General features: G+C 62.4%; 19 protein-coding genes and 1 tRNA gene. 12 read left to right on the top strand and 8 right to left on the bottom strand.

The window, feature by feature from the left end; all coding sequences use genetic code 11:
* Entirely contained in the window at positions 1–2136 is a 2136-nt protein-coding gene (gene pta, locus HV822_RS05210) for a phosphate acetyltransferase (protein WP_238873544.1), read from the bottom strand.
* A 2-nt stretch (positions 2137–2138) separates the two neighbouring features.
* Positions 2139–3335, bottom strand: coding sequence for an acetate/propionate family kinase (locus HV822_RS05205; RefSeq protein WP_238872696.1), 1197 nt, complete (start codon positions 3333–3335; stop codon positions 2139–2141).
* 165 nt (positions 3336–3500) lie between these two features.
* Between HV822_RS05205 and HV822_RS05200 the strand changes: the two genes are divergently transcribed.
* The 3 genes from HV822_RS05200 (at position 3501) to HV822_RS05190 (ending at position 5922) form a co-directional block, all read left to right on the top strand.
* Positions 3501–3986: an FKBP-type peptidyl-prolyl cis-trans isomerase gene (locus HV822_RS05200; RefSeq protein WP_238872695.1), complete on the top strand. Its 486-nt coding sequence runs from the start codon at positions 3501–3503 to the stop codon at positions 3984–3986.
* Positions 3987–4155: 169 nt separating this feature from the next.
* On the top strand, positions 4156–4743 hold the full coding sequence (locus HV822_RS05195) for a TetR/AcrR family transcriptional regulator (RefSeq protein ID WP_238872694.1): 588 nt from the start codon (positions 4156–4158) through the stop codon (positions 4741–4743).
* Positions 4744–4812: 69 nt separating this feature from the next.
* Entirely contained in the window at positions 4813–5922 is a 1110-nt protein-coding gene (locus tag HV822_RS05190; protein ID WP_238872693.1) for an NADH:flavin oxidoreductase, read from the top strand.
* Positions 5923–5943: 21 nt separating this feature from the next.
* Here the strand turns inward: HV822_RS05190 and HV822_RS05185 are convergent, their stop codons facing one another.
* Complete coding sequence (locus HV822_RS05185; RefSeq protein ID WP_396265048.1) at positions 5944–7167, bottom strand: glycosyltransferase family 4 protein; 1224 nt, start codon at positions 7165–7167, stop codon at positions 5944–5946.
* A 195-nt stretch (positions 7168–7362) separates the two neighbouring features.
* A complete protein-coding gene (cysZ, locus tag HV822_RS05180) occupies positions 7363–8106 on the bottom strand; it encodes a sulfate transporter CysZ (RefSeq protein ID WP_238872691.1) in 744 nt (247 codons plus the stop codon).
* 265 nt (positions 8107–8371) lie between these two features.
* Here cysZ and trxB point away from each other — a divergent pair, with 265 nt between their 5' ends.
* From trxB to HV822_RS05160, 4 genes are all read left to right on the top strand, one after another.
* Complete coding sequence (gene trxB, locus HV822_RS05175) at positions 8372–9319, top strand: thioredoxin-disulfide reductase (RefSeq protein ID WP_238872690.1); 948 nt, start codon at positions 8372–8374, stop codon at positions 9317–9319.
* A 71-nt stretch (positions 9320–9390) separates the two neighbouring features.
* Positions 9391–10107, top strand: coding sequence for a ZIP family metal transporter (locus tag HV822_RS05170; protein ID WP_238872689.1), 717 nt, complete (start codon positions 9391–9393; stop codon positions 10105–10107).
* 72 nt (positions 10108–10179) lie between these two features.
* The gene (locus HV822_RS05165; RefSeq protein WP_238872688.1) at positions 10180–10494 is read left to right on the top strand and encodes a DUF2388 domain-containing protein; all 315 of its coding nucleotides are present in this window, start codon (positions 10180–10182) and stop codon (positions 10492–10494) included.
* Between the two features lie 53 nt (positions 10495–10547).
* Positions 10548–12395 (top strand): DUF7844 domain-containing protein, encoded by a 1848-nt coding sequence (locus tag HV822_RS05160; protein WP_396265140.1) that lies wholly within the window; start codon positions 10548–10550, stop codon positions 12393–12395.
* A gap of 76 nt (positions 12396–12471) precedes the next feature.
* Here HV822_RS05160 and acuI read toward each other — a convergent pair whose 3' ends face one another.
* From acuI to HV822_RS05145, 3 genes are all read right to left on the bottom strand, one after another.
* Complete coding sequence (gene acuI / locus HV822_RS05155; protein ID WP_238872686.1) at positions 12472–13455, bottom strand: acrylyl-CoA reductase (NADPH); 984 nt, start codon at positions 13453–13455, stop codon at positions 12472–12474.
* A gap of 49 nt (positions 13456–13504) precedes the next feature.
* A complete protein-coding gene (acuR, locus tag HV822_RS05150; protein WP_238872685.1) occupies positions 13505–14143 on the bottom strand; it encodes an acrylate utilization transcriptional regulator AcuR in 639 nt (212 codons plus the stop codon).
* Positions 14144–14345: 202 nt separating this feature from the next.
* Positions 14346–14432, bottom strand: a tRNA-Leu gene (locus tag HV822_RS05145).
* A 151-nt stretch (positions 14433–14583) separates the two neighbouring features.
* Between HV822_RS05145 and queA the strand changes: the two genes are divergently transcribed.
* From queA to secF, 5 genes are all read left to right on the top strand, one after another.
* Positions 14584–15633 (top strand): tRNA preQ1(34) S-adenosylmethionine ribosyltransferase-isomerase QueA, encoded by a 1050-nt coding sequence (gene queA / locus HV822_RS05140; protein WP_238872684.1) that lies wholly within the window; start codon positions 14584–14586, stop codon positions 15631–15633.
* A 5-nt stretch (positions 15634–15638) separates the two neighbouring features.
* A complete protein-coding gene (gene tgt / locus HV822_RS05135) occupies positions 15639–16757 on the top strand; it encodes a tRNA guanosine(34) transglycosylase Tgt (RefSeq protein ID WP_238873543.1) in 1119 nt (372 codons plus the stop codon).
* A gap of 95 nt (positions 16758–16852) precedes the next feature.
* Positions 16853–17185: a preprotein translocase subunit YajC gene (yajC, locus tag HV822_RS05130; RefSeq protein ID WP_083727541.1), complete on the top strand. Its 333-nt coding sequence runs from the start codon at positions 16853–16855 to the stop codon at positions 17183–17185.
* Between the two features lie 62 nt (positions 17186–17247).
* Entirely contained in the window at positions 17248–19116 is a 1869-nt protein-coding gene (gene secD, locus HV822_RS05125) for a protein translocase subunit SecD (RefSeq protein ID WP_238872683.1), read from the top strand.
* Positions 19117–19126: 10 nt separating this feature from the next.
* Complete coding sequence (secF, locus tag HV822_RS05120; RefSeq protein ID WP_238872682.1) at positions 19127–20041, top strand: protein translocase subunit SecF; 915 nt, start codon at positions 19127–19129, stop codon at positions 20039–20041.
* 203 nt (positions 20042–20244) lie between these two features.
* Here secF and suhB read toward each other — a convergent pair whose 3' ends face one another.
* On the bottom strand, positions 20245–21045 hold the full coding sequence (suhB, locus tag HV822_RS05115) for an inositol monophosphatase family protein (RefSeq protein WP_238872681.1): 801 nt from the start codon (positions 21043–21045) through the stop codon (positions 20245–20247).
* Positions 21046–21097: the final 52 nt, after the last annotated feature.

Genomic DNA, 21097 nt, shown 5'->3' with positions numbered 1-21097 from the left:
TTATTCGTTGTTGTAAGCCTGGATGGCGGTTAATGCAATGGTGTAGACGATATCGTCGACCAGCGCGCCGCGTGACAGGTCGTTCACCGGTTTGCGCAGGCCCTGCAGCATGGGGCCGACGCTGACTACGTTGGCGCTGCGTTGTACGGCCTTGTAGGTTGTGTTGCCGGTGTTAAGGTCAGGGAAGACAAATACCGTCGCCTGGCCGGCCACCGGGCTGTCTGGTGCCTTTTGGCGACCGACACTGGCGATGGCGGCGGCATCATACTGGAGTGGGCCGTCGAGCAACAGTCCGGGCTCGCGCTCACGGGCCAGGCGGGTCGCCTCTCTTACCTTCTCGACTTCGCTACCGCTACCGGAGGTGCCGGTGGAGTAGCTGATCATCGCCACCCTCGCCGGAATGCCGAAGGCTTCGGCCGAGCGGGCGCTCTGGATGGCAATTTCGGCCAGGTCTTCGGCACTGGGGTCGGGGTTGACCGCGCAGTCGCCGTAAACCAGCACCTGCTCGGGTAGCAGCATGAAGAAGATCGAGGACACCAGATTGTAGCCCGGGGCGGTCTTGATCAGTTGGAAGGCTGGGCGAATGGTGTTGGCGGTGGTGTGGATAGCGCCGGACACCAGGCCGTCTACCTCATCCAGTGCCAGCATCATGGTGCCCAGCACCACGTTGTCTTCCAGTTGCTGCAACGCCATCGGCTCATTCAGGCCCTTGCCTTCGCGCAGCTTGACCATGGGCGCCACGTAGCGCTCGCGTACCTCATCCGGATCGACGATCTGTAGCCCCTCGGGCAGGCTGATGTGCTGGGCGCGGGCGACGGCTTCGACCGATTCACGTTTGGCCAGCAGAATGCAGTTGGCGATGCCCCGACGTTGGCAGATGGACGCGGCCTGGACGGTACGCGGCTCGTCACCTTCGGGCAGGACGATGGTCTTCGCCGCGTGCTGGGCCTGGCGCACCAGTTCGTAGCGAAAGGCGGGCGGTGACATGCGTTTTTCGCGCGGGGTGTCGCAGCGCTTGGCCAGCCAGATGTGGTCGATATGGCTGGCGACAAAGTCGGTCACCTTCTCGGCGCGCTCGTGGTCGTCAATCGGGATCTCTCGGTTCATGCGGTCGAGCTGGGTGGCGGTGGCAAAGGTATCAGTGGGCACACCGAGGATCGGTAACCCCTGATCCAGCGCCGGCTGGCACAGCTGGACGACCCGTGGGTTGGGTTCAAAGCCGCCGGTCAGCAGCAGGCCGGCCAGCGGTGTGCCGGACAGCGAGGCGAGTGAGCTGGCGATGATGATGTCGTCGCGGTCACCCGGGGTGACAATCAGCGCCCCAGGGCGCAGCAGGTGGATGATGTTGGGCACGGTGCGTGAGCACAGGGCCATTTCCATAACCCGGCGTTGCTGCATGTCGCCGGCGTGGAAGGTGTTGGCCTTGAGCAGCTCGGCGATGTCCGAGGTGCGCGGCGCGTTCAACTCTTCCTGCCAGGGCACGCAGCCGATCAGGCGGAAGTCGTCGGTGTCCAGTCGGTTGGAGGCATCGCGCAGGCTTTGGGCAAAGTCCTTGAGCGTATTTTTGAGCGTTGGTCGATCGGGAATGTCGGCCCTGGTCTCAGGTGCCAGTGCCTTGACCTTGTTGATGATCACGCCCAGCACTTTGGGGTGTTTGGGGCCACCAAAGGTTTGTGCGTGAATCTCGATACGGTCGGCGAGGGTGGCGATGTCGTCGCCGTCCGGCGCGGTGACCAGAATCACGTCGGCGTCCAGGCTCTTGGCCAGCTGCTGGTTGATCTGTGCCGCGTAGCTACTCTGACGGGTGGGCACCATACCTTCAACCACCACCACATCGGCGCCCTTGGCGGCCTGCTGGTAGCGGCTGACGATGCTTTCGAGCACCTCGTCCAGCTCGCCCATTGCCAGCTGATGCTCCACTTCGGTCAGCGGCATCGCTGCGGGTGATGTGAGGCCGAGCGTGCGACTGATCAATTCGCTGGAGCGCTCCGGGCCTTCGTCGCCCGGGTGCGGTTGGGCTATCGGTTTGAGAAAGTGAACTTTCAGCCCGGTGCGTTCCAGGGCGCGAATCAGGCCCAGGCTGGTGGATGTCAGGCCGACGCCGAAGCCGGTAGGGGCAATGAAAAAGGTATGCAAACTCATGGGGTGGTTGTTCCTGATTGATCCAGCAGCGCCAGGCTTTCATCGGCAATCTGGCGCTCTTCGTCAGTGGGTATGACCAGAATAGCCGGCGAGCCGCTGGCTTCCACCCGGCCGGCTTCGCCGCGTGGCAATCGGCTGTTGCTGTCCGGCTCCACGCGCAGCCCCATTACAGCCAGATGTTTAACGGTCAGCGCGCGGGTCAGTGCTGAATTCTCGCCAATGCCTCCGGTGAAAATCAGGCCGTCAATACGCGGCAGCGCTACGGCAAGGCCGGCCAGCGAGCGGGCCAGGCGGTAACAGAACACTTCGATGGCCAGCTGCGCGCCGCTGTGGCCGTTGGCGCGGGCCTGCTCCAGCTCGCGCATGTCGTTGGACAGCCCGGACAGGCCCAGCAGGCCGCTTTCGCGGTTAAGCAGCTGCTCGATGCGGGGCAGGTCCCAGCCCAGTGTGCGGGCCAGGTGTGCATGCAGGTTGGGGTCGACGTCGCCGCTGCGTGTGCCCATCACCAAGCCCTCCAGCGGGGTCAATCCCATGCTGGTATCCATGCTGCTGCCCTCCAGCACCGCGCAGCTGGAGCAGCCGTTGCCCAGGTGCGCGCTCAGCCAGGCGCCTTCGCCCTTGCGTCGGCCGGTCAGCAGGCTGGCCTGGTCGCTGACATACTTGTGGCTGGTACCGTGGAAGCCGTAGCGGCGCACGCCGTGTACCGCGTACAACTCATCGGGTAGTGCGTAGCGGAAAGCGTGGGGCGGCATGCTTTGATGGAAGGCGGTATCAAACACGGCAAACTGGGGTGTGCCAGGCAAGAGTTTCAGGGCCGCGCGAATACCTGTCAGGTTGGCCGGGTTATGCAGCGGTGCCAGCGGTGCATTGGCCTGTATGCCGGCCAGCACCTCGTCATCAATCAGTCGCGCGCTGGTGAAGCGCTCACCGCCGTGTACAACCCGGTGGCCGATGGCGCTGAGTGGCTGGTCAAGATGGTCGTCGATAAGCGGTAGCAGCGCATTCAGCGCGGCCAGATGATCGGCACCTGGCAGCGTCCGTTCCAGACCGTCAGAGGTCGAAAGGCAAGCCTGTGCCGTATTCAGGCGCTCGGCAATCGCCTCGAAGATAGCGCCGGCGCTGTTCTCGCGGCGCAAGGCCACCTTGATGGAGGAGCTGCCTCCGTTAATGACCAGTACGAGGCGGTTTGTCATGGTGCTAGTGAATTCCTTTCAGCCGGATCTGGTATATGGACCGCAGAAAAGTTGGCGGGTTCGTGCATCTTCCGGTGCGCCTCCGGTCGGGTCAAGCCGTGCGTTTATGGCCTATTGCGCGTACACTTTGCAGCTTGTTACCTCAAAACCAACAGGAAAGAGATTATGCAGATTGCTGCCAACAAGGCCGTGTCCATCGACTACACACTGACCAACGACGATGGCGAAGTGCTGGATTCGTCCGCCGGTGGCGCACCGCTGGTCTACCTGCATGGTGCCGGCAATATCATCCCAGGCCTGGAAAAGGCACTGGAAGGCAAGCAGAGTGGCGACGAGGTGAAGGTGACCGTTGAGCCGGAAGAGGCTTACGGTGACTTCAACGCCGAGCTGATCGCGGTACTGGGTCGCAACATGTTTGAAGGGGTTGATGAGCTGGAAGTCGGCATGCAGTTTCATGCCTCCGGCCCGGACGGCAGCATGCAGATTGTTACCATCAAGGCGCTGGAAGGTGATGAAGTGACCGTTGATGGCAACCACCCGCTGGCGGGCGAGCGCCTGACCTTCGAAGTGAAGGTTGTGGAAGTACGCGACGCACAGGAAGAAGAGATCGCCCACGGTCACATCCATGGTGAGGGCGGTCATCACCATTGAGGTGATGGCGTGCAGAAAACCGGGCTCAGGCCCGGTTTTTTTGTGCCCGCTGTCGAGGGCATGTGGAATAGGTCAGCGCTTCCCTGGCTCTAATTGATGGCTATCACTGATATTTATATGTCTTATTTGTAGGTATCAGTAAAAGTTGACCGGTCGTATAGTGCCCAGCATGAACGCTATCCAAGACAAGCGCGCGCGCATTCTGGCCTCCGGTACGGCGGTGATGCTGCGCAAGGGCTACAACGGCACTGGGGTGCAGGAAATTACCCAGGGGGCTGGCGTGCCCAAGGGGTCTTTCTATCATTACTTTGAAAGTAAGGAAGACTTTGCCATTCAGGCACTGCACTACTACTACACCCCACGCATCGAACGCTTTGCTGATGCTCTCAGCGCCGCGCAGCTGTCCCCGCGCGAGCGTATCCTGCGCTGTTATCGCGACCTGGTTGGCTACTTTGCCAACCAGGAACAGCCCAGTCACCAGTGTTTCATCGGCAGCCTCTGCCATGAGATGGCCGAGGAAAGTCAGCCGATAGGGTACGCCGCCAGTGCCATTTTGCAGCGCTCCAATCAGGTCTTGGCTGATTGCCTGGCGCAGGCCCAGGCGGCCGGCGAGATTGCCGCTGACCAAGATCCGGCGGCGCTGGCCGGTTTTGTCAGTGCTGCGTGGGAGGGCGCTCTCCTGCGTATGAAGGCCGACCGTCAGATTGGCCCGCTACGCATTTTTATCCAGCAGCTGGAGCGTTTGCTGCAGCCTTGATCCATTCGCCGAGACGACCGGTCAGCTCGATGCTGGCTGGTGCGCCGGTCAACTTGTGAGGAACTATCCATGTCCGCAGCAGCAGGCTCTCTGTTCAAGCCCTTCACTCTGGGCAATTTGACGCTGTCCAACCGCATTGTCATGGCGCCCATGACGCGTAACTTCTCGCCTAAGGGCGTGCCGAACCAGGGTGTGGTTGACTACTACCGCCGCCGCGCTGCGTCCGGTGTTGGTCTGATCATTACCGAAGGCACCGTGGTTGATCACGCCGCCTCCAACGGCTATCCGAATGTGCCGTACTTCCATGGCGAAGAGTCGCTGGCTGGTTGGAAGAAAGTGGTTGATGCCGTGCACGCAGCCGGCGGCAAGATCGCCCCGCAGCTGTGGCACGTGGGCAATGTTCGCCGTCTGGGCACCGACCCGGATGGGGATGTGCCTGGCTACGGCCCGATGGAAAAGCAGAAGGATGGCAAGGTGCTGGTCAAGGGTATGACCCAGCAGGACATTGATGAGGTGGTTGCTGCCTTTGCCAAGGCGGCCAAGGATGCCAAGGATGTGGGCTTCGATGCTATCGAACTGCACGGCGCGCACGGCTATCTGATCGACCAGTTCTTCTGGGAAGGTACCAACCAGCGTGAAGACCAGTACGGCGGCAGTATGGAAAACCGTGGTCGCTTTGCTGTCGAGATCATCAAGGCCGTGCGCGCGGCTGTGGGTGCCGACTATCCGATCATCTTCCGCTTCTCTCAGTGGAAGCAGCAGGATTACACCGCGCGCCTGGCGCCGACGCCTGAGCTGCTGGAGCAGTTTCTCGCGCCGCTGGCCGACGCTGGCGTGGATATTTTCCACTGCTCGCAGCGTCGCTTCTGGGAGCCGGAATTCGAAAGCTCCGAGCTGAACCTGGCTGGCTGGACCCGCAAGATCACCGGCAAGCCGTGCATCACTGTCGGTAGCGTCGGCCTGGACGGTGAGTTCCTGCAGTTTATGGTCAACACCGACAAGGTGGCGCAGACCGCCAATATCGACGGCCTGCTTGAGCGTCTGGATGCCGACGAGTTTGATCTGGTCGCTGTTGGTCGTGCCCTGCTGGTTGACCCCGAGTGGGCTGACAAGGTGCGCGAAGGCCGCTTTGAGGATATCGCGCCCTTTAGCCGCGACGCGCTCAAGACGCTGGTCTGAGTCTTGTCCGAGTGCTGCCGGTCACTTGATCGGCAGCGCCTGCGCCAGTGCAGGCTGTCGCCCGGCAGCCTGTAGCAGGTAACGCTCAAAGCGCTCCACGATACTGCTCCAGTCCAGCTGGCAGGCCCGATGCCGCGCATGCAGGCGGATACTGCGCCGCCCCTCCCGATCTTCCGTAAGCCATTGCAGGTTCTCGATAAATACCCGCTCGTGAGCCACGGGCGCGAGACTGCCGCTGTACCTGTCCTGGATGTGCTGGTGAGCTGCTGCGGTATCAAAGGCGCAGACTGCCAGGCCCGAGGCCATGGCTTCGGTCACTACATTGCCAAAGGTTTCGGTCAGGCTGGGAAAGACAAAAATGTCGGCGCTGGCGTAGGCCGCTGCCAGCGGCTCGCCGGTCAGGGCGCCGGTAAAAACGGCGTGGGGCAGACGGCGCTGCAGTTCTGCACGGGATGGGCCGTCGCCGACGATCACCAGATGCAGGTTACGGCCGCTGGTGTTCTGGGCACTGACCTGTTCCCAGGCGTCGGCCAGCAGCGCCAGGTTCTTCTCTGGCGACAGGCGGCCCACATGCAACATCACCAGGTCGTTATCAGCGGCGCCCCACGTGCTGCGTAGTTCACTGCTGCGGTGCGCCGGGTGGAAGCGTCTGCAATCGACGCCGCGACCAAGCAGGGACAGGTTGTTCACGCCCAGGCGGCTGAGTTCGCGTTGTTGCGTGGAGCTGGCGACCAGGGTGCTCAGTGTCTGGTTGTGAAACCAGCGCAGATAGCGCATGGCCGGCCCGTGCAGCAGGCCGAGATGAAAGTGGTCGCTGTACTGCTGGAAATTGGTGTGAAAGCCGCTGATAACCGGAATCTGCAAGTGGCGGGCTGCGCGCAGCGCGGACCAGCCGAGCGGGCCCTCGGTTGCCAGATACACCGCATCCGGTCGTTCGCGCTGCCACAGCCGGCGCAACTGGTGCCCGGCCGGCAGACCCCATTGCAGACTGGCGTAGCCGGGAATGGGCATGCCGCGTACACGGCGTTCAAGCAGGCCACCCTGGCTGTCGCTGCCCGGGCGCTCGTCACTCAGTGCCGGGCGTACCAGTTGCACGTTGTGCTGGCGGGCAAGCAGACCACTGCACAGCTGGCCAAGGGTGTTGGCAACGCCGTTGATCTGCGGGGGGTAGGTTTCAGTGACCAGTGCGAAGCAGCGGCCGGGCGAGTCTGGTGTGGTCATGCTCCAAGTATGGACAGCTGCCATGATCGGAGTGTGACATCTTAATGACGCTTTTATGATGGCCGGTGCTGGGGAAGCACCGATTAATTCCGCATGCCCCGTAGGGCAAGCGCTCAAGCATGCATCTGCTGCGTTGCGCTGCTTGCCAATAGAACCACTATTGGCTGCACATCGCGCCTTGCATCTGTGCGCTTGAGCCCTCGCAGAGGGCGTGTGGAATCAATCGGTGCTTCCCTGGTTCTCGCGCACCCACAGCAGGGTGGAGGCGGCTACGGCGGTCGGCATGACCAGCAGGTTGACCAGCGGGATCAGCATGCCCACATACACTGGCAGTCCAAGGCCCAGTGACAGGCTGCGACGGGTTTGCATCCAGCGCAGCATGTCACGGAAACCAACCTTGTCGTTGTCGGCCTGATAGTCGATGTACTGTATCGCCATCATCCACACACCAAAGGCCAGTAGCAGCGGCGAGGCGACCAGATTAACCACCGGGATCAGGGTCAGCAGGAGCAGGGCGCCCATGCGCGGCAGGTAGTAGGCCAGTTTGCGTAGCTCGCGGCCGACGCTGTGCGGCACCAGCAGGGCGATGTCGCGCCAGCCGGTGGGCGGGCTGACTTCGTTGCGTTCCTGCTCGGCTATTTTTTCCGCCAGGATGCCGTAAAAAGGCGAGGCGATGATGTTGGCCACCACGCTGAAGCCGAAGAACAGCACCAGCAATACCACCAGGGCAAACAGCGGCCACAGTAACCACTCGATGAAGCTTGCCCAGTCGGGTAGTTGCGGCATTAGCCTGGTCATCCACAGATCGAACTGCTGGATGCCCCAGCCGATCAGTGCGCTGAACAGGATCAGGTTGAGCAGCAGCGGGATTAGCACAAAGCGGCGTAGCCCGGGTCGGCGCAGGGTCCGCCAGCCCTCTTTGAGGTAGTCGGGGCCGCGGAGTAGGTCGGTGACGTGCTTCATGGTGGCTGGTCCTGGAGGGGTGTTGGTGCGCAAATGGGCAGTGTCTCGCCGGGTACTATAGGGGTAAACTATTTGGCTGATACAGTCTTTGCAATGTCCTAATGTGTCCCCACGCCCTAAGCTGCGCTGCAGGAACTGATGGCCCAGCCCGCTGGTGACCCTTGATCGAATCGTTTTTGGGGCAGTCACGTTACACCGGGGACCCCTTACCCCCGACTGCCCGTTTTATTACTGCCGCCAGCACGCTGGCGATTACGGAGGTTATATGTCTGAAGTGCGTCATGCTCGTCTGATCATCCTGGGCTCGGGCCCGGCCGGTTACAGCGCCGCCGTTTATGCTGCGCGGGCCAACCTCAAGCCGTTGCTGATTACCGGGATGCAGATGGGTGGCCAACTGACCACCACCACCGAGGTGGACAACTGGCCGGGTGACGTTGAAGGCTTGCAAGGCCCTGACCTGATGGAGCGCATGCGCAAGCACGCCGAGCGCTTCGAGACCGAAATCCAGTTTGACCACATCAACAAGGTCGACCTCAGCAGCCGTCCGCTGAAGCTGTGGGGTGACAGCGGCGAATATCAGTGTGATGCGCTGATCATCGCCACGGGTGCCTCTGCCCGCTACCTTGGTCTGCCGTCCGAGGAGGCCTTTATGGGCAAGGGCGTATCGGCCTGCGCTACCTGTGACGGGTTCTTCTATCGCAATCAGGACGTGTCCGTGATCGGCGGCGGCAATACCGCCGTTGAAGAAGCGCTGTATCTGGCCAATATCGCCAAGAAGGTCACCCTGGTGCATCGCCGTGACAGCTTCCGCGCCGAGAAGATTCTGGTCGACAAGCTGATGGCCCGCGTGGCTGAAGGCAAGATCGAGCTGAAGCTCAACGCCACCCTGGATGAAGTGCTGGGTGACGACAGCGGTGTGACCGGCATGCGTATCGCGCTGAACGGCGGCGGCACTGAGGATATCGCCTTGGCTGGGGTGTTTATCGCGATTGGTCACACGCCCAACACCGGCCTGTTCGAAGGGCAGCTGGACATGAAAGACGGCTACCTGAAAATCAAGAGCGGCACCGAGGGTAACGCCACCCAGACCAATATCGCGGGCGTGTTTGCTGCCGGTGACGTGGCTGACCACGTTTATCGCCAGGCGATTACCTCGGCCGGTGCTGGCTGCATGGCGGCGCTGGACGCGGAGCGCTTCCTCGACGAGCTGTAATGTGATGGTCTGAAACCCCGCCTCGACGGCAGCGTTGAGGTGGGGTTTTTGCTTGGCAGGAGGCAGGGTAAATGGAGCAGTGGATACTGGTTGTCGGTTTGACCCTGATGGCCGGAGTGGCGATGCCGGTCGGTGCGTTGCTGGCTGGGGTGGAGTCCATTCGGCCGAACTGGCTGGATGAGGAGCGCCGCCACGGCATTATTGCCTTTGGCGGTGGCGCGCTGTTGTCGGCGGTGGCGCTGGTGTTGGTGCCAGAGGGTATCGAGGTACTGTCGCCAGTCAGTTCGGCATTCTGGTTTGTGCTCGGCGGCGCGGCCTTTATGGGGTTGGACCTGCTGCTTTATCGCATCAATACGCCGGCCAGTCAGTTGGCTGCCATGTTGTCAGACTTTATTCCCGAATCCATCGCCCTTGGGGCTGCCTTTGCGGTGGGCGGTTCCGGCGGGTTGCTGCTAGCCTGCCTGATGATGCTGCAGAACCTGCCTGAGGGCTTCAATGCCTGTCGCGAGCTGCGTGCCAGCACCCATTACTCGGTGCGTCGGGTGGCTGGTCTGTTTGCCTTGATGGCCCTGCTCGGCCCGGTCTGTGGCCTGCTGGGGTACGGCTGGCTGGCGCAATTTCCGGCTGTTGTAGCCGGTGTGATGCTGTTCGCCGCCGGCGGTATCTGCTATTCAGTCTTTCAGGACATCGCGCCCCAGGTGAAAGTCGAACGTCATTGGGCGCCGCCGATGGGCGCGGTGCTCGGGTTTGTGCTGGGCATGGTCGGTCATCAGTTGACGATGGCCTGATCGTACCGGCCTAGTCGGTCGTCCCTGCCGCTCGCGGTAGCAGCGACCATCTCTCTGAAGAGGAAGAGCGTTATGAAAACTCTGTCTGTTCTGGCTATTGCAGGCCTGCTCGCGGTCGCCGGCAGCGCGTCTGCCAGCAGCTTTATCGGCACCACTGATACCATCGGCTCCTCGCTCGCCAACAGCGTGGAAAGCACCAGTGATGCCTCTACTGGCGGCAATGACAAAGTGGTGCTCCAGGCGCGTGATGACGCCGCCAGTTTTGTCGCCAGCAACGGTGCGATCCGCGGCGTGCAGCTGGAAGCCGCGTTGCAGCATCTGCGCGCGCAACAACCTGGCCTGAATGCCAGTGACATGCAGCTGGCCGAGGACATTCTCGCCCGTTGAGTGCTCGGCGCCGTGGCGTACACTGGCTGCTGGCTGAGACGCTACGGCTGCTGATGCTGCTGGCAGCCCTGCCAGCGGCCGCCGCGCTGCGTTTTGAGGCGCCCCTGAGCGGGCTGGATGCGCAACAGCAAGCCTTTACCCAGGCCGTGTTGACGACAGCCGAGCAGCGCTTGCCGCCGGTGGTGCGGGCCGAGCTGGATGTAGTCGTGCCGGTGCGATGGGTGGATGACCTGCCTGCCGGTGTGGCCGGGCGTGCTACCGGCAACGGTCGTGTGCTACTGGCGCAGCGGCTGTTGCAGGAGGGTGATCAGGCGCTGGCCTTGCGTACGCTGCTGCACGAAGTAATTCACCTGTATGACCGACTTGGGCCGCCGCCCGCGCTGCGCTGGCGCTGTGCGTCCCGGGTGCAGGTGCAAGGGCTGGTTGGCTTGCCGGCGGTGTGTCGCGGGCAGGGTCAGCGGCAGCGGCGACTGAGCGACGACCCGCGATTGCTCGATCTGGCTGGCTGGCCCGAACGGGTCGGCACGCGAGGCCAACGCGAGCAGCAGAATGCGCAAACCCTGCGCTCGCCTGATCCTTACGAGCTAGATAGCCCGGCCGAATTTGTGGCGGTCAACGCCGAGTATTTTCTGCTGGATGCCGAGTACGCCTGCCGCCGTCCGGCGTTGCACGCCTACTTCACAGCGCAGTTCGCAGGCTGGGCACCCCCGACCGCGCGCTGTTCACAGCGTTATCCCTACCTCAATGCCGGCGCCAATGCCGAACAGTCACTGCTTGGCTGGCTTGACCCGGAGCGGGTGTATGCGGTGCATTATCTGCTGGCCGAGCCCAATGATGACTGGGCCAGTCGCTGGGGGCACAGTATGCTCCGGCTGGTGGTCTGTGCGCCGGGGCGTGAGCGCGGTCCAGGTTGCCTGCTGGATGTCGAGCAGCATCTGGTCATGTCGTTTCGCGCCTTTGTTGATGACGTCCAGCTGTCTCACTGGGACGGGCTGGTAGGCAGTTATCCGTCGCGGCTGTTTCTGTTGCCGCTGTCGCAGGTAGTGGACGAGTACACCAAGCTGGAATTACGGGCGTTGCGCTCGGTGCCGCTGCGCTTTGGCCGGGCGCAAATAGCGGGGGTGGTGCGGCAGGCGGCGCAGTTGCACTGGAGCTACGATGGTCGCTACTACTTCATTGGCAACAACTGTGCGGTAGAAACCCTCAAGCTGCTGCGCGCCGGCAGCAACAGTGCCGTGCTACGTGATCTGGACAGCCAGACGCCGATTGGTTTGCTGCAATTGCTTGAGGCCCGCGGGCTGGCCGATACCTCGGTACTGACTGATCCGGTCCTTGCGCTGCGTCAGGGGTATCGGTTCGACTCCTATGCCGAGCGATACCAGCAATTGTTTGCGCCGCTGCGCGAGCAATTGGGTTTGCCTGCTGCGGATGTGGCAGGGTGGCTTGACCTGTCGGCAAGTCGGCGCCGGGACTGGTTTGCCGGCGCCGACTTGCGCGCCAGTGCGGCCCTGCTGCTGTTGGAGCAAGCCGCGTTGCGGCGTCAGCTGCTGCGGGTGCAGCAGCGTATCAAGCTGCAATATCTGCAAGGCGACGGCCCTGCTGCCATGCAACAGGCCGGTGACCTGGTCGCCAGCCTGCTGCGTGAACGCGGGTTTCTCAGTCGCCCGGCTGACCTTGTGTCCGCCGGTTATGGGCTGCCGCAGCCAGCGGAGTGGCAGGATCTGGCCGTCCGCAGCGAGGCGCAACAGCAGCGCCTGATTGGCTTGGGCGGGTCGCTGGACGCCTTGCTGCCGAGCCTGTTGCCGGCCGCTGAGCGCGCCGAGCTGGACGCGGCGCAAGATAACCTGCAGCAATTGCTGGCGCGCATCCGCCAGCAGCGCCGGGACTCCAGCGGTGATTGAGCTGCCGACGTCATGCTGCTGCCCCTGCGCGGCGGGTGGTCGCCGTGCCGACTGAATGCGGCGCGGCCGCGCCTGTTCAGCGATTAACGTCCACGACGATGCGTCCGCGCACGCGCCCTGCCAGCAGCTCAGGGGCCAGTTCCAGGCTTTGCTGCAGACCTACCTCGTCACCAATGCTGCCCAAGGCGGCCAGGTCCAGATCCTTGGCCAGGCGTTGCCATGCCTGCTGACGGCGCGCCAGTGGGCACATAACACTGTCGATGCCGATCAAGCGTACACCGCGCAGAATGAACGGGGCCACGGTGGCCGGCAGGTCCATGCCGGCGGCTAGGCCGCAGGCGGTGACAACGCCACCGTAGCGGGTGCTGGCACAGACATTGGCCAACACGTGGCTGCCGGCCACGTCCACTGCGCCAGCCCAGCGCTCCTTGGCCAGTGGGCGTCCGGCACTGGCGAAGTCGGCGCGCGGAACAATCTCGCTGGCGCCCAGCTGCGTCAGGTAATCACTGTCGCCGGCGCGTCCGGTCATGGCGACCACGCGATAGCCGAGGCGTGCCAGCAGGGCGATGGCAACACTGCCCACACCGCCGGCGGCGCCGGTCACCAGAATGTCACCGTCGCCGGGCGTAACGCCTTGTTCTTCCAGTGCCATGACGCACAGCATGGCGGTGTAGCCGGCGGTGCCGATGGCCATCGCCTGAGCAGGCGAAAACGCTTCTGGTAAGGGGATCAGCCAGTCGGCCTTCAGGCGTGCTTTCTGGGCCAGTCCGCCCCAGTGCCGTTCACCCACGCCCCAGCCGTTAAGCAACACGGCGTCGCCGGCCTGGTAGCGAGCGTCGTTGCTGTGCTCAACCACACCAGCCAGGTCGATACCGGGCACCATGGGAAAGTTGCGCACCACGGGGCTGGCCCCGGTGATGGCCAGTGCGTCCTTGTAGTTGAGGGTGGAGTGGCTGACGCGTACCGTCACCTCGCCCTCGGGTAGCTGGCTGTCTTGCAGCGGCTGGACGCTGGCGCGCTGCTTACCGTCGTGCTGTTCGATCACAATGCCGTTGAACATGGGGTTGCTCCTTTATTTAGACTGATCGTCTCTTAAATGGCAAAAAAACTCAGGGTTTGGGGAGTGCGTTCAAGTAAAAGCTGGCGAACACTGCCAGCGGTTGGGCCGAGCGCTCCAGTTTGGCGCGCAGTACGGCGCCTTCCCAGCCAATCCAGAAGGCGGCTGACAGTGCCCGGGTATCGCAATCGGGGCTCAGTTGCCCGCTGTCGATAGCCTGCTGCAGGCAGCCTTGCAGGCGTTGCTGCCAGTCCTCGAAGGTGGCGCACAGGTGCGCGCGGAAGCTGTCGGGTAATGCGCCCATTTCCTGGCCAAGGTTGCCAATAAGGCAGCCGCGCCGAAACGCGTGCTGCGCCATGCCTTCGCTGGCATCGTCAATAAAGGCTTGCAGGCGGGCCAGTGGCGCCAGTGCAGTGTTATCAAAGTGACGATTGAGCTTGCGTGCAAAGTAGGCACCGTAGCGCTCGATCAGCGCCAGGCCCAGCTGCTCCTTGCTGGCGAAGTAATGATAGAAAGAGCCCTTGGGAACGCCCGCGCGGTTCAGTAGCTCATCCAGCCCGGTGGCGCTGAAGCCCTTTTCGGTCAGCACCTGCAGGCCCGCCTGCAGAATCAGGTCGCGGGTGGCGGCGTCGCTGGCGCGGGGTTTTGGCGGGCGTCCGCGGCGGCGGGTTGGGGTGGTCGGCGTGTCCATGGTTTTATATTAGACCGATCGTCTCGGTAAATGCAATGCACCGCCTGTCAGGTGCTGTTGCTCGGCTGCTTCAGTTGGCTGGGGGCTAGCGCGCTGTGGCTGGCGGCGTGCGGGCGCAACGGTCTGGTGGCTGCGAGTCGCAAGGTAAGGGGGATGTAGGGAAAGCTTGAGATCATGTTTGCGACCATTCGAATTGCTCGAATGGTGCCCCGAGGGAGAATCGAACTCCCACTCTGTCACCAGAAACGGATTTTGAATCCGTCGCGTCTACCAATTCCGCCATCGGGGCATGCCAGGCGCCGTTGGCGCGCAAAGCTGGCGCGGAGTATAAGGAGCTGTGGCGGGGCAGGTCAATGCTGTCGAGCGTCAGTTGATCGCGATAATCGAGGTTTTCCGCTACTATAGCGGCCCTTTTTCTACCACCCGGATCTGCCTGCCGCATGCGCCTCAGTGACTTTTATTTTGAGCTGCCCGATGACCTGATCGCCCGCCACCCGCTGGCTGAGCGGCGTGGCAGCCGCCTGCTGTGCCTGGATGGACCCAGTGGCAGCATCGCTCACCGGCAGTTTATCGACTTGCTGAGCTATCTGCGTCCAGGCGACTTGATGGTGTTTAACAACACTCGGGTGATTCCGGCGCGCCTGTTTGGCCGCAAGGCGTCCGGCGGCGCGCTGGAGGTGCTGGTCGAGCGGGTGCTGGATGAGTACCGGGTGCTGGCGCACGTCCGCTCCAGCAAGTCGCCTAAGCCCGGCAGCCAGATTCTGATTGATGGCGGCGCCGAGGCCGAGATGGTCGCGCGGCATGATGCGCTGTTTGAACTGCGCTTTGCCGAGCCGGTGTTGCCGTTGCTGCAGCGCGTTGGGCATATGCCGTTGCCGCCCTATATCGACCGGCCTGATGAAGACGCCGATCGCGAGCGCTATCAAACGGTCTACGCCAAGCGCGAAGGCGCGGTGGCCGCGCCCACTGCCGGGCTGCATTTTGATCAGCCGTTGCTCGATGCCATCGCCGAGCTGGGCGTCGAGACCGCCGAGGTCACCCTGCACGTTGGGGCGGGCACCTTCCAGCCGGTGCGGGTCGAGAAGATCGAAGACCATGTCATGCATCAGGAGTGGCTTGAGGTTTCGCCTGAAGTGGTGGCTGCGGTGCAGGCGTGCAAGGCGCGCGGCGGCCGGGTGGTTGCCGTGGGCACTACCAGCGTGCGCTCGCTGGAGTCGGCTGCGCGTGACGGTGAACTCAAGCCGTTCAGTGGTGATACTGACATCTTTTTGTACCCTGGCCGGCCGTTTCATGTGGTCGATGCGCTGGTCACCAACTTCCATTTGCCCGAGTCGACCCTGCTGATGCTGGTGTCGGCCTTCGCTGGTTATCCCGAAGCCATGGCGGCCTATCGCGCTGCCGTGGCCGAGAAGTACCGCTTTTTCAGTTACGGTGATGCCATGTTCATCACCCGCAATCCGGCCCCGACCGGCCCCGAGGTATCGTCATGAGTCACATGTCCTTTGAATTGCTTGCCACCGACGGCAAGGCGCGCCGCGGCCGGCTGACTTTTCCGCGTGGGGTAGTGGAAACCCCGGCCTTCATGCCGGTGGGTACCTACGGCACGGTCAAGGGCATGCTGCCGCGCGACGTTGAGGCTATCGGTGCCCAGATTATTCTTGGCAATACCTTTCACCTGTGGCTGCGACCCGGTACCGAGGTCATCAGCAAGCACGGTGACCTGCATGACTTCATGCAGTGGCAGGGACCGATTCTGACCGATTCGGGCGGGTTTCAGGTGTTCAGCCTGGGCGCCATGCGCAAGATCAAGGAGGAGGGGGTCTATTTCTCCTCGCCGGTCGATGGCGCCAAGGTGTTCATGGGGCCGGAAGAGTCCATGCAGGTGCAGCGTGCGCTGGGTTCCGACATCGTGATGATCTTCGATGAGTGCACGCCCTATCCGGCTGACGTCGATACTGCGCGCCGTTCCATGGAGCTGTCGCTGCGCTGGGCCAAGCGCTCCAAGCAGGCGCACGGCGATAACCCCTCGGCACTGTTCGGCATTATCCAGGGCGGTATGCACGAGGAGCTGCGTCTGCGCTCGCTGGAAGGGCTGAGCGAGATCGGCTTTGACGGTCTGGCCATCGGCGGCCTGTCGGTGGGTGAGCCGAAGGAAGAGATGATCCGCGTACTGGATTTTCTGCCCGGCCATATGCCGCCGGAAAAACCCCGTTACCTGATGGGAGTAGGCAAGCCCGAAGATCTGGTGGAAGGTGTGCGCCGCGGGGTGGACATGTTCGATTGCGTCATGCCCAGCCGCAATGCGCGCAACGGCCACCTGTTCACCGAGGCGGGTGTGATCAAGATCCGCAACGCGGTGCACCGTCACGACGAGTCGCCGCTGGACCCTGCGTGCGACTGCTACACCTGTCAGCACTTCTCCCGCGCCTATCTGCATCACCTGGACAAGTGCGGCGAAATGCTCGGCAGCATGCTCAATACCATCCATAACCTGCGGCATTATCAGCGGCTTATGGCGGGTTTGCGCGGTGCCATTCAACAGGGTACATTGAGCGCCTTTGTGGATAACTTCTACGCCAAGCTGGGCCGGCCGGTACCGCCGCTGGAGCCCTGAGCGTCCGCGGGTGCGATCAGCGCAGTCGGGCGCTTGAATAGTGTCCGAAGCGCCCCAATAACCGATTTTTCGCAGTTCAATAACAGGAGCGTCACATGAGCTTTTTCATTCCCGCCGCCATGGCACAGTCTGCAGGCGGAGCCGCACCGGCGGGTTCCGGTTTCGAGTGGATTTTTCTGATCGGCTTCGTGGTCATCTTCTATCTGATGATCTGGCGTCCGCAGGCCAAGCGCGCCAAGGAGCACAAGAATCTGCTGGCCGGCCTGTCCACCGGTGATGAAGTGGTTACCGGCGGTGGCATCCTGGGCAAGGTCAAGAAAGTGACCGACGAGTTTGTGGTGCTGGAAGTGGGTGATAGCCAGGAACTCAAGTTCCAGAAAGGCTCGATCGTGGCTGTACTGCCCAAGGGCACGCTGAAAGCCATCTAATCCCCTCGTAGACCTCCGTTCCGGGCGCCGCTAAGGCGCCCGGACTGCTATCAGGCCCTGATATGCTCAATCGTTACCCTCTCTGGAAATACCTGCTGATCGCGGCCGTGCTTGTGCTGGGCGTGATCTACGCAATGCCCAACCTGTACCCGGATGACCCGGCCATTCAGATTTCTGGTGCCAGCTCCACGCTGGAAATCCAGCAGCCCGATCTCGACCGTATCGAGCAGGCGCTGGCTGCCGCCAACCTGCCGACCAAGGGCACCGAACTGGGCGCCAATGGTCGTTCCGGTCTGGTGCGCCTGGTTAACCGCGCCGACCAGCTGAAAGCGCAGGATGTGGTGCGCGATGCGCTGGGCCGTGACTACGTGGTGGCCCAGAACCTGGCGCCGACCACGCCCGATTGGCTGAGCAACATCGGTGCTGGCCCCATGACGTTGGGTCTGGACCTGTCCGGTGGCGTGCACTTTTTGCTGCAGGTCGACATGGAAAAGGCCATCGAGTCGCGGGTCAATGTCTACCAGAGCGAGCTGCGCGGCCTGATGCGCACCGAAGGCGTGCGTTACCGCAGCCTGCCGACCCAGGGCAACACCCTGCAGTTTGGCTTTGCCGATGAAGAGCAGCGTAGCGAAGCACGCCGCCTGATCAGCCGTCAGTACAACCAGTTCGCGCTGGAAACGACCGAGCGTCAGGATCAATACGTGCTGCAGCTGACGCTGACCGAGGCCGAAATTGCGGCCATTCGCGATTACGCCGTCAACCAGAACCTGACCACCGTGCGTAACCGCGTCAACGAACTGGGCGTGGCCGAGCCGCTGGTGCAGCGCCAGGGGGCCGATCGCATCGTGGTTGAGCTGCCGGGCGTGCAGGACACCGCCGAGGCCAAGCGCGTATTGGGCAAGACTGCCAACCTGGAGTTCCGTCTGGCCGCTGAGCCTGACGCGGCGCGTGCAACCACCGAATCCTTCCCGTTCCGCAGTAGCCAAGGCCGGGTGGCGGATGTTGAGCGCAGCATCATCATTACCGGTGACCAGGTTACCGATGCGCAGGCCAATTACGACGAAAACGGCCGCCCGCAGGTCAACATCAATCTCGACAGCCACGGCGGCGAGCTGATGAATCGCGCCACCCGCAGCAATATTGGCCGCGGCATGGCGGTGCTGTTTATCGAGCAGCGCCAGATCAGTCGCACCGTGACCGAAGAGGTTGATGGTGTGATGCAGGAGGTCGAAGTGCCGGCCTTCGTTGAAGAAAAGTCCATTATCAGTCTGGCGACCATCCAGAGCGCGCTGGGTACCCAATTCCGTATCACCGGCCTGGATTCGCCGGCCGAGTCCTCCGAGCTGGCGCTGTTGCTGCGGGCCGGCGGCCTGGCGGCTCCGATGCACTTTGTGGAAGAGCGCACCATCGGCCCGAGCCTGGGGGCGGAGAACATTGCCAAGGGCGTGACCGCGACCCAGGTCGGCTTTCTCGCCGTGCTGGTGTTCATGATCATCATCTATCGCGCCTTCGGCGTGTTTGCCAGCATTGCCCTGAGCTTCAACCTGGTGCTGCTGATTGCGCTGATGTCCATGTTGGGCGCTACCCTGACGCTGCCCGGTATCGCCGGTATCGTGCTGACCCTGGGTATGGCGGTTGATGCCAACGTGCTGATCTTCTCGCGGATCAAGGAGGAGATATTTAACGGGATGTCGCCGCAGCGCGCAGTGCATGAAGGTTTCGACAAGGCCTTCTCGGCGATTATCGACGGCAACCTGACCACCTTGCTGGTCGGCGTGATCCTGTTTGCCATGGGCTCGGGGCCGATCAAGGGCTTTGCCGTGACCCTGTCGCTGGGTATCGTGACCTCGATGTTCAGCGCCATCATGGTGACCCGCGCCATGGTCAATCTGGCCGTTGGCGGTCGCGACGTGAAGAAGCTGTGGCTCTGAGGAATTTGCAATGAACATCAATAGAACCATTAATTTCCTCGGCCTGCGCAAATTCTTCTTTGGCGTGGCTATTGTGCTGATGATTGCCTCGTTGGGCAGTCTGGTGGTCAAGCAGCTGAATCTGGGGTTGGACTTTACCGGTGGTGCACTGGTGGAGCTGAACTACAGCGAGGCTGCTGATCTGGAAGAGATTCGCGCGACCCTCCGTGAGAACGGCTGGGGCGATGCTGTGGTGCAGAACTTCGGCGCTTCGACCGACGTATTGATCCGTCTGGCCAGCGATGACCCGGACCTGGGTAACCAGGTGGCCGATATGGTCAAGCGCACCGAGGGCGGCGAAGTGTCGGTCAAGCGGGTTGAGTTTATCGGTCCTCAGGTGGGTGAGGAGCTGCGTGACCAGGGTGGCCTCGGCATGCTGCTGGCTATTGGCGGCATCCTGCTGTACGTGTCCCTGCGCTTCCAGATGAAGTTCGCTGTGGCGGCCATTCTGGCGCTGGTGCACGACGTGATCTTTACCCTGGGCTTCTTCGCCTTCTTCGGCCTGTCGTTTGACTTGACGGTGTTGGCGGCGCTGCTGGCGGTGATCGGTTACTCGCTGAACGACACCATCGTGGTATTTGACCGTATCCGTGAGAACATTCGCGCCATGCGGCACACCGATCTGGTCGAGATTATCAACGTGTCCACCACCCAGACCCTGGGCCGGACGTTGGCGACGTCGTTCTCGACCATTCTGGTGCTGCTGGCGCTGTTCTGGTTTGGTGGTGAGAACATCCATGGCTTTGCCACGGCGCTGCTGATTGGTGTGGGTATCGGTACTTACTCGTCGATCTACGTTGCCGGCGGCCTGCTGGTAACCATGAAGCTCACGCGCGAAGACCTGATTCCGCCGCAGATTGAAGAAGAGGTAGACGAGCGGCCCTGAGCGCCGGCGCAGCTGCAAGCTACAAGCTGCAAGAAAGCCCGCGCCGGAACTGAATCCGGCGCGGGTTTTTGCTTTTCTGGGTGGCTTGAAGCTTGCGGCTTGTAGCTTGCAGCTCAAAAAAAGAGGCCCACACCGATCAGGGTGTGGGCCTCTTTTTTGTGTCTCGCACGGCCAGCTGGTCGTGCGAGGCTTGCCGCTAAGGCTTACTTCAAATGCGGCTGAATAGCCGTCAGCACGGCCTTGAAGCACTTGGGGTTGCCGGCGACGATCTGGCCTTTGTCGAGGAACTGATGGCCGCCACTGAAATCACTGCACAGCCCGCCCGCTTCCTGGATCAGCAGAGCGCCTGCGGCCATATCCCACTCGGCCAGGCCGAATTCCCAGAAAGCGTCGAAGCGGCCAGCGGCCACGTAGGCCAGGTCCAGGCTGGCGGCGCCGGCGCGGCGGATGCCGGCGGTCTGGCCGACCAGGCTGCGGAACATGCCCAGGTAGTTGTCCAGTGAATCGAGCTGGTTGGCACGGAAGGGGAAGCCGGTGCCCAGCAGTGCGCCATCGAGGGTCTTGCGGTTGCTGACGCGCAGGCGGCGACCGTTGAGGGCCGCGCCGCGGCCGCGGCTGGCGGTAAATTCTTCCTGGCGGATCGGATCCAGCACCACGGCGTGTTCGATACGGCCTTTTACCCGGCAGGCAATGCTGATGGCGAAGTGCGGTACGCCACGGATGAAATTGGTGGTGCCGTCCAATGGGTCGATGATCCAGACGGTGTCCGCGCCTTCGCCGTGGCCCGGCTGAAAGCCGCTTTCTTCGGCCTGGATGCTGTGGTCCGGATAGGCCTTGCGCAGTTGGCTGATGATGGCCTGCTCGGCGGCGCGATCCACTTCCGACACATAATCGCGCGCGTCCTTTTCGTCCACGGTGAGCACATCAAGGCGTTCCATGGAACGGTAAATGAGCTCTCCTGCGCTGCGCGCGGCACGCAGGGCGATGTTCAGCATGGGCTGCATAAGGCTATGTCTCTGTCGGGGGAATGATGAAAAGCCGGAAATTGTAGCAGAT

Source organism: Halopseudomonas maritima, assembly GCF_021545785.1.
GTDB classification, from domain to species: Bacteria; Pseudomonadota; Gammaproteobacteria; order Pseudomonadales; family Pseudomonadaceae; genus Halopseudomonas; species Halopseudomonas maritima.
This window is presented reverse-complemented; position numbering and strand designations above follow the sequence as displayed.

Bases quoted from the DNA above. Each gene is read 5' to 3' on its own strand.
- HV822_RS05205 (WP_238872696.1), bottom strand. From the start codon at position 3,335: ATGACAAACCGCCTCGTACTGGTCATTAACGGAGGCAGCTCCTCCATC.
- HV822_RS05200 (WP_238872695.1), top strand. From the start codon at position 3,501: ATGCAGATTGCTGCCAACAAGGCCGTGTCCATCGACTACACACTGACC.
- HV822_RS05195 (WP_238872694.1), top strand. From the start codon at position 4,156: ATGAACGCTATCCAAGACAAGCGCGCGCGCATTCTGGCCTCCGGTACG.
- HV822_RS05190 (WP_238872693.1), top strand. From the start codon at position 4,813: ATGTCCGCAGCAGCAGGCTCTCTGTTCAAGCCCTTCACTCTGGGCAAT.
- HV822_RS05185 (WP_396265048.1), bottom strand. From the start codon at position 7,167: ATGGCAGCTGTCCATACTTGGAGCATGACCACACCAGACTCGCCCGGC.
- cysZ (WP_238872691.1), bottom strand. From the start codon at position 8,106: ATGAAGCACGTCACCGACCTACTCCGCGGCCCCGACTACCTCAAAGAG.
- trxB (WP_238872690.1), top strand. From the start codon at position 8,372: ATGTCTGAAGTGCGTCATGCTCGTCTGATCATCCTGGGCTCGGGCCCG.
- HV822_RS05170 (WP_238872689.1), top strand. From the start codon at position 9,391: ATGGAGCAGTGGATACTGGTTGTCGGTTTGACCCTGATGGCCGGAGTG.
- HV822_RS05165 (WP_238872688.1), top strand. From the start codon at position 10,180: ATGAAAACTCTGTCTGTTCTGGCTATTGCAGGCCTGCTCGCGGTCGCC.
- HV822_RS05160 (WP_396265140.1), top strand. From the start codon at position 10,548: ATGCTGCTGGCAGCCCTGCCAGCGGCCGCCGCGCTGCGTTTTGAGGCG.
- acuI (WP_238872686.1), bottom strand. From the start codon at position 13,455: ATGTTCAACGGCATTGTGATCGAACAGCACGACGGTAAGCAGCGCGCC.
- acuR (WP_238872685.1), bottom strand. From the start codon at position 14,143: ATGGACACGCCGACCACCCCAACCCGCCGCCGCGGACGCCCGCCAAAA.
- queA (WP_238872684.1), top strand. From the start codon at position 14,584: ATGCGCCTCAGTGACTTTTATTTTGAGCTGCCCGATGACCTGATCGCC.
- tgt (WP_238873543.1), top strand. From the start codon at position 15,639: ATGTCCTTTGAATTGCTTGCCACCGACGGCAAGGCGCGCCGCGGCCGG.
- yajC (WP_083727541.1), top strand. From the start codon at position 16,853: ATGAGCTTTTTCATTCCCGCCGCCATGGCACAGTCTGCAGGCGGAGCC.
- secD (WP_238872683.1), top strand. From the start codon at position 17,248: ATGCTCAATCGTTACCCTCTCTGGAAATACCTGCTGATCGCGGCCGTG.
- secF (WP_238872682.1), top strand. From the start codon at position 19,127: ATGAACATCAATAGAACCATTAATTTCCTCGGCCTGCGCAAATTCTTC.
- suhB (WP_238872681.1), bottom strand. From the start codon at position 21,045: ATGCAGCCCATGCTGAACATCGCCCTGCGTGCCGCGCGCAGCGCAGGA.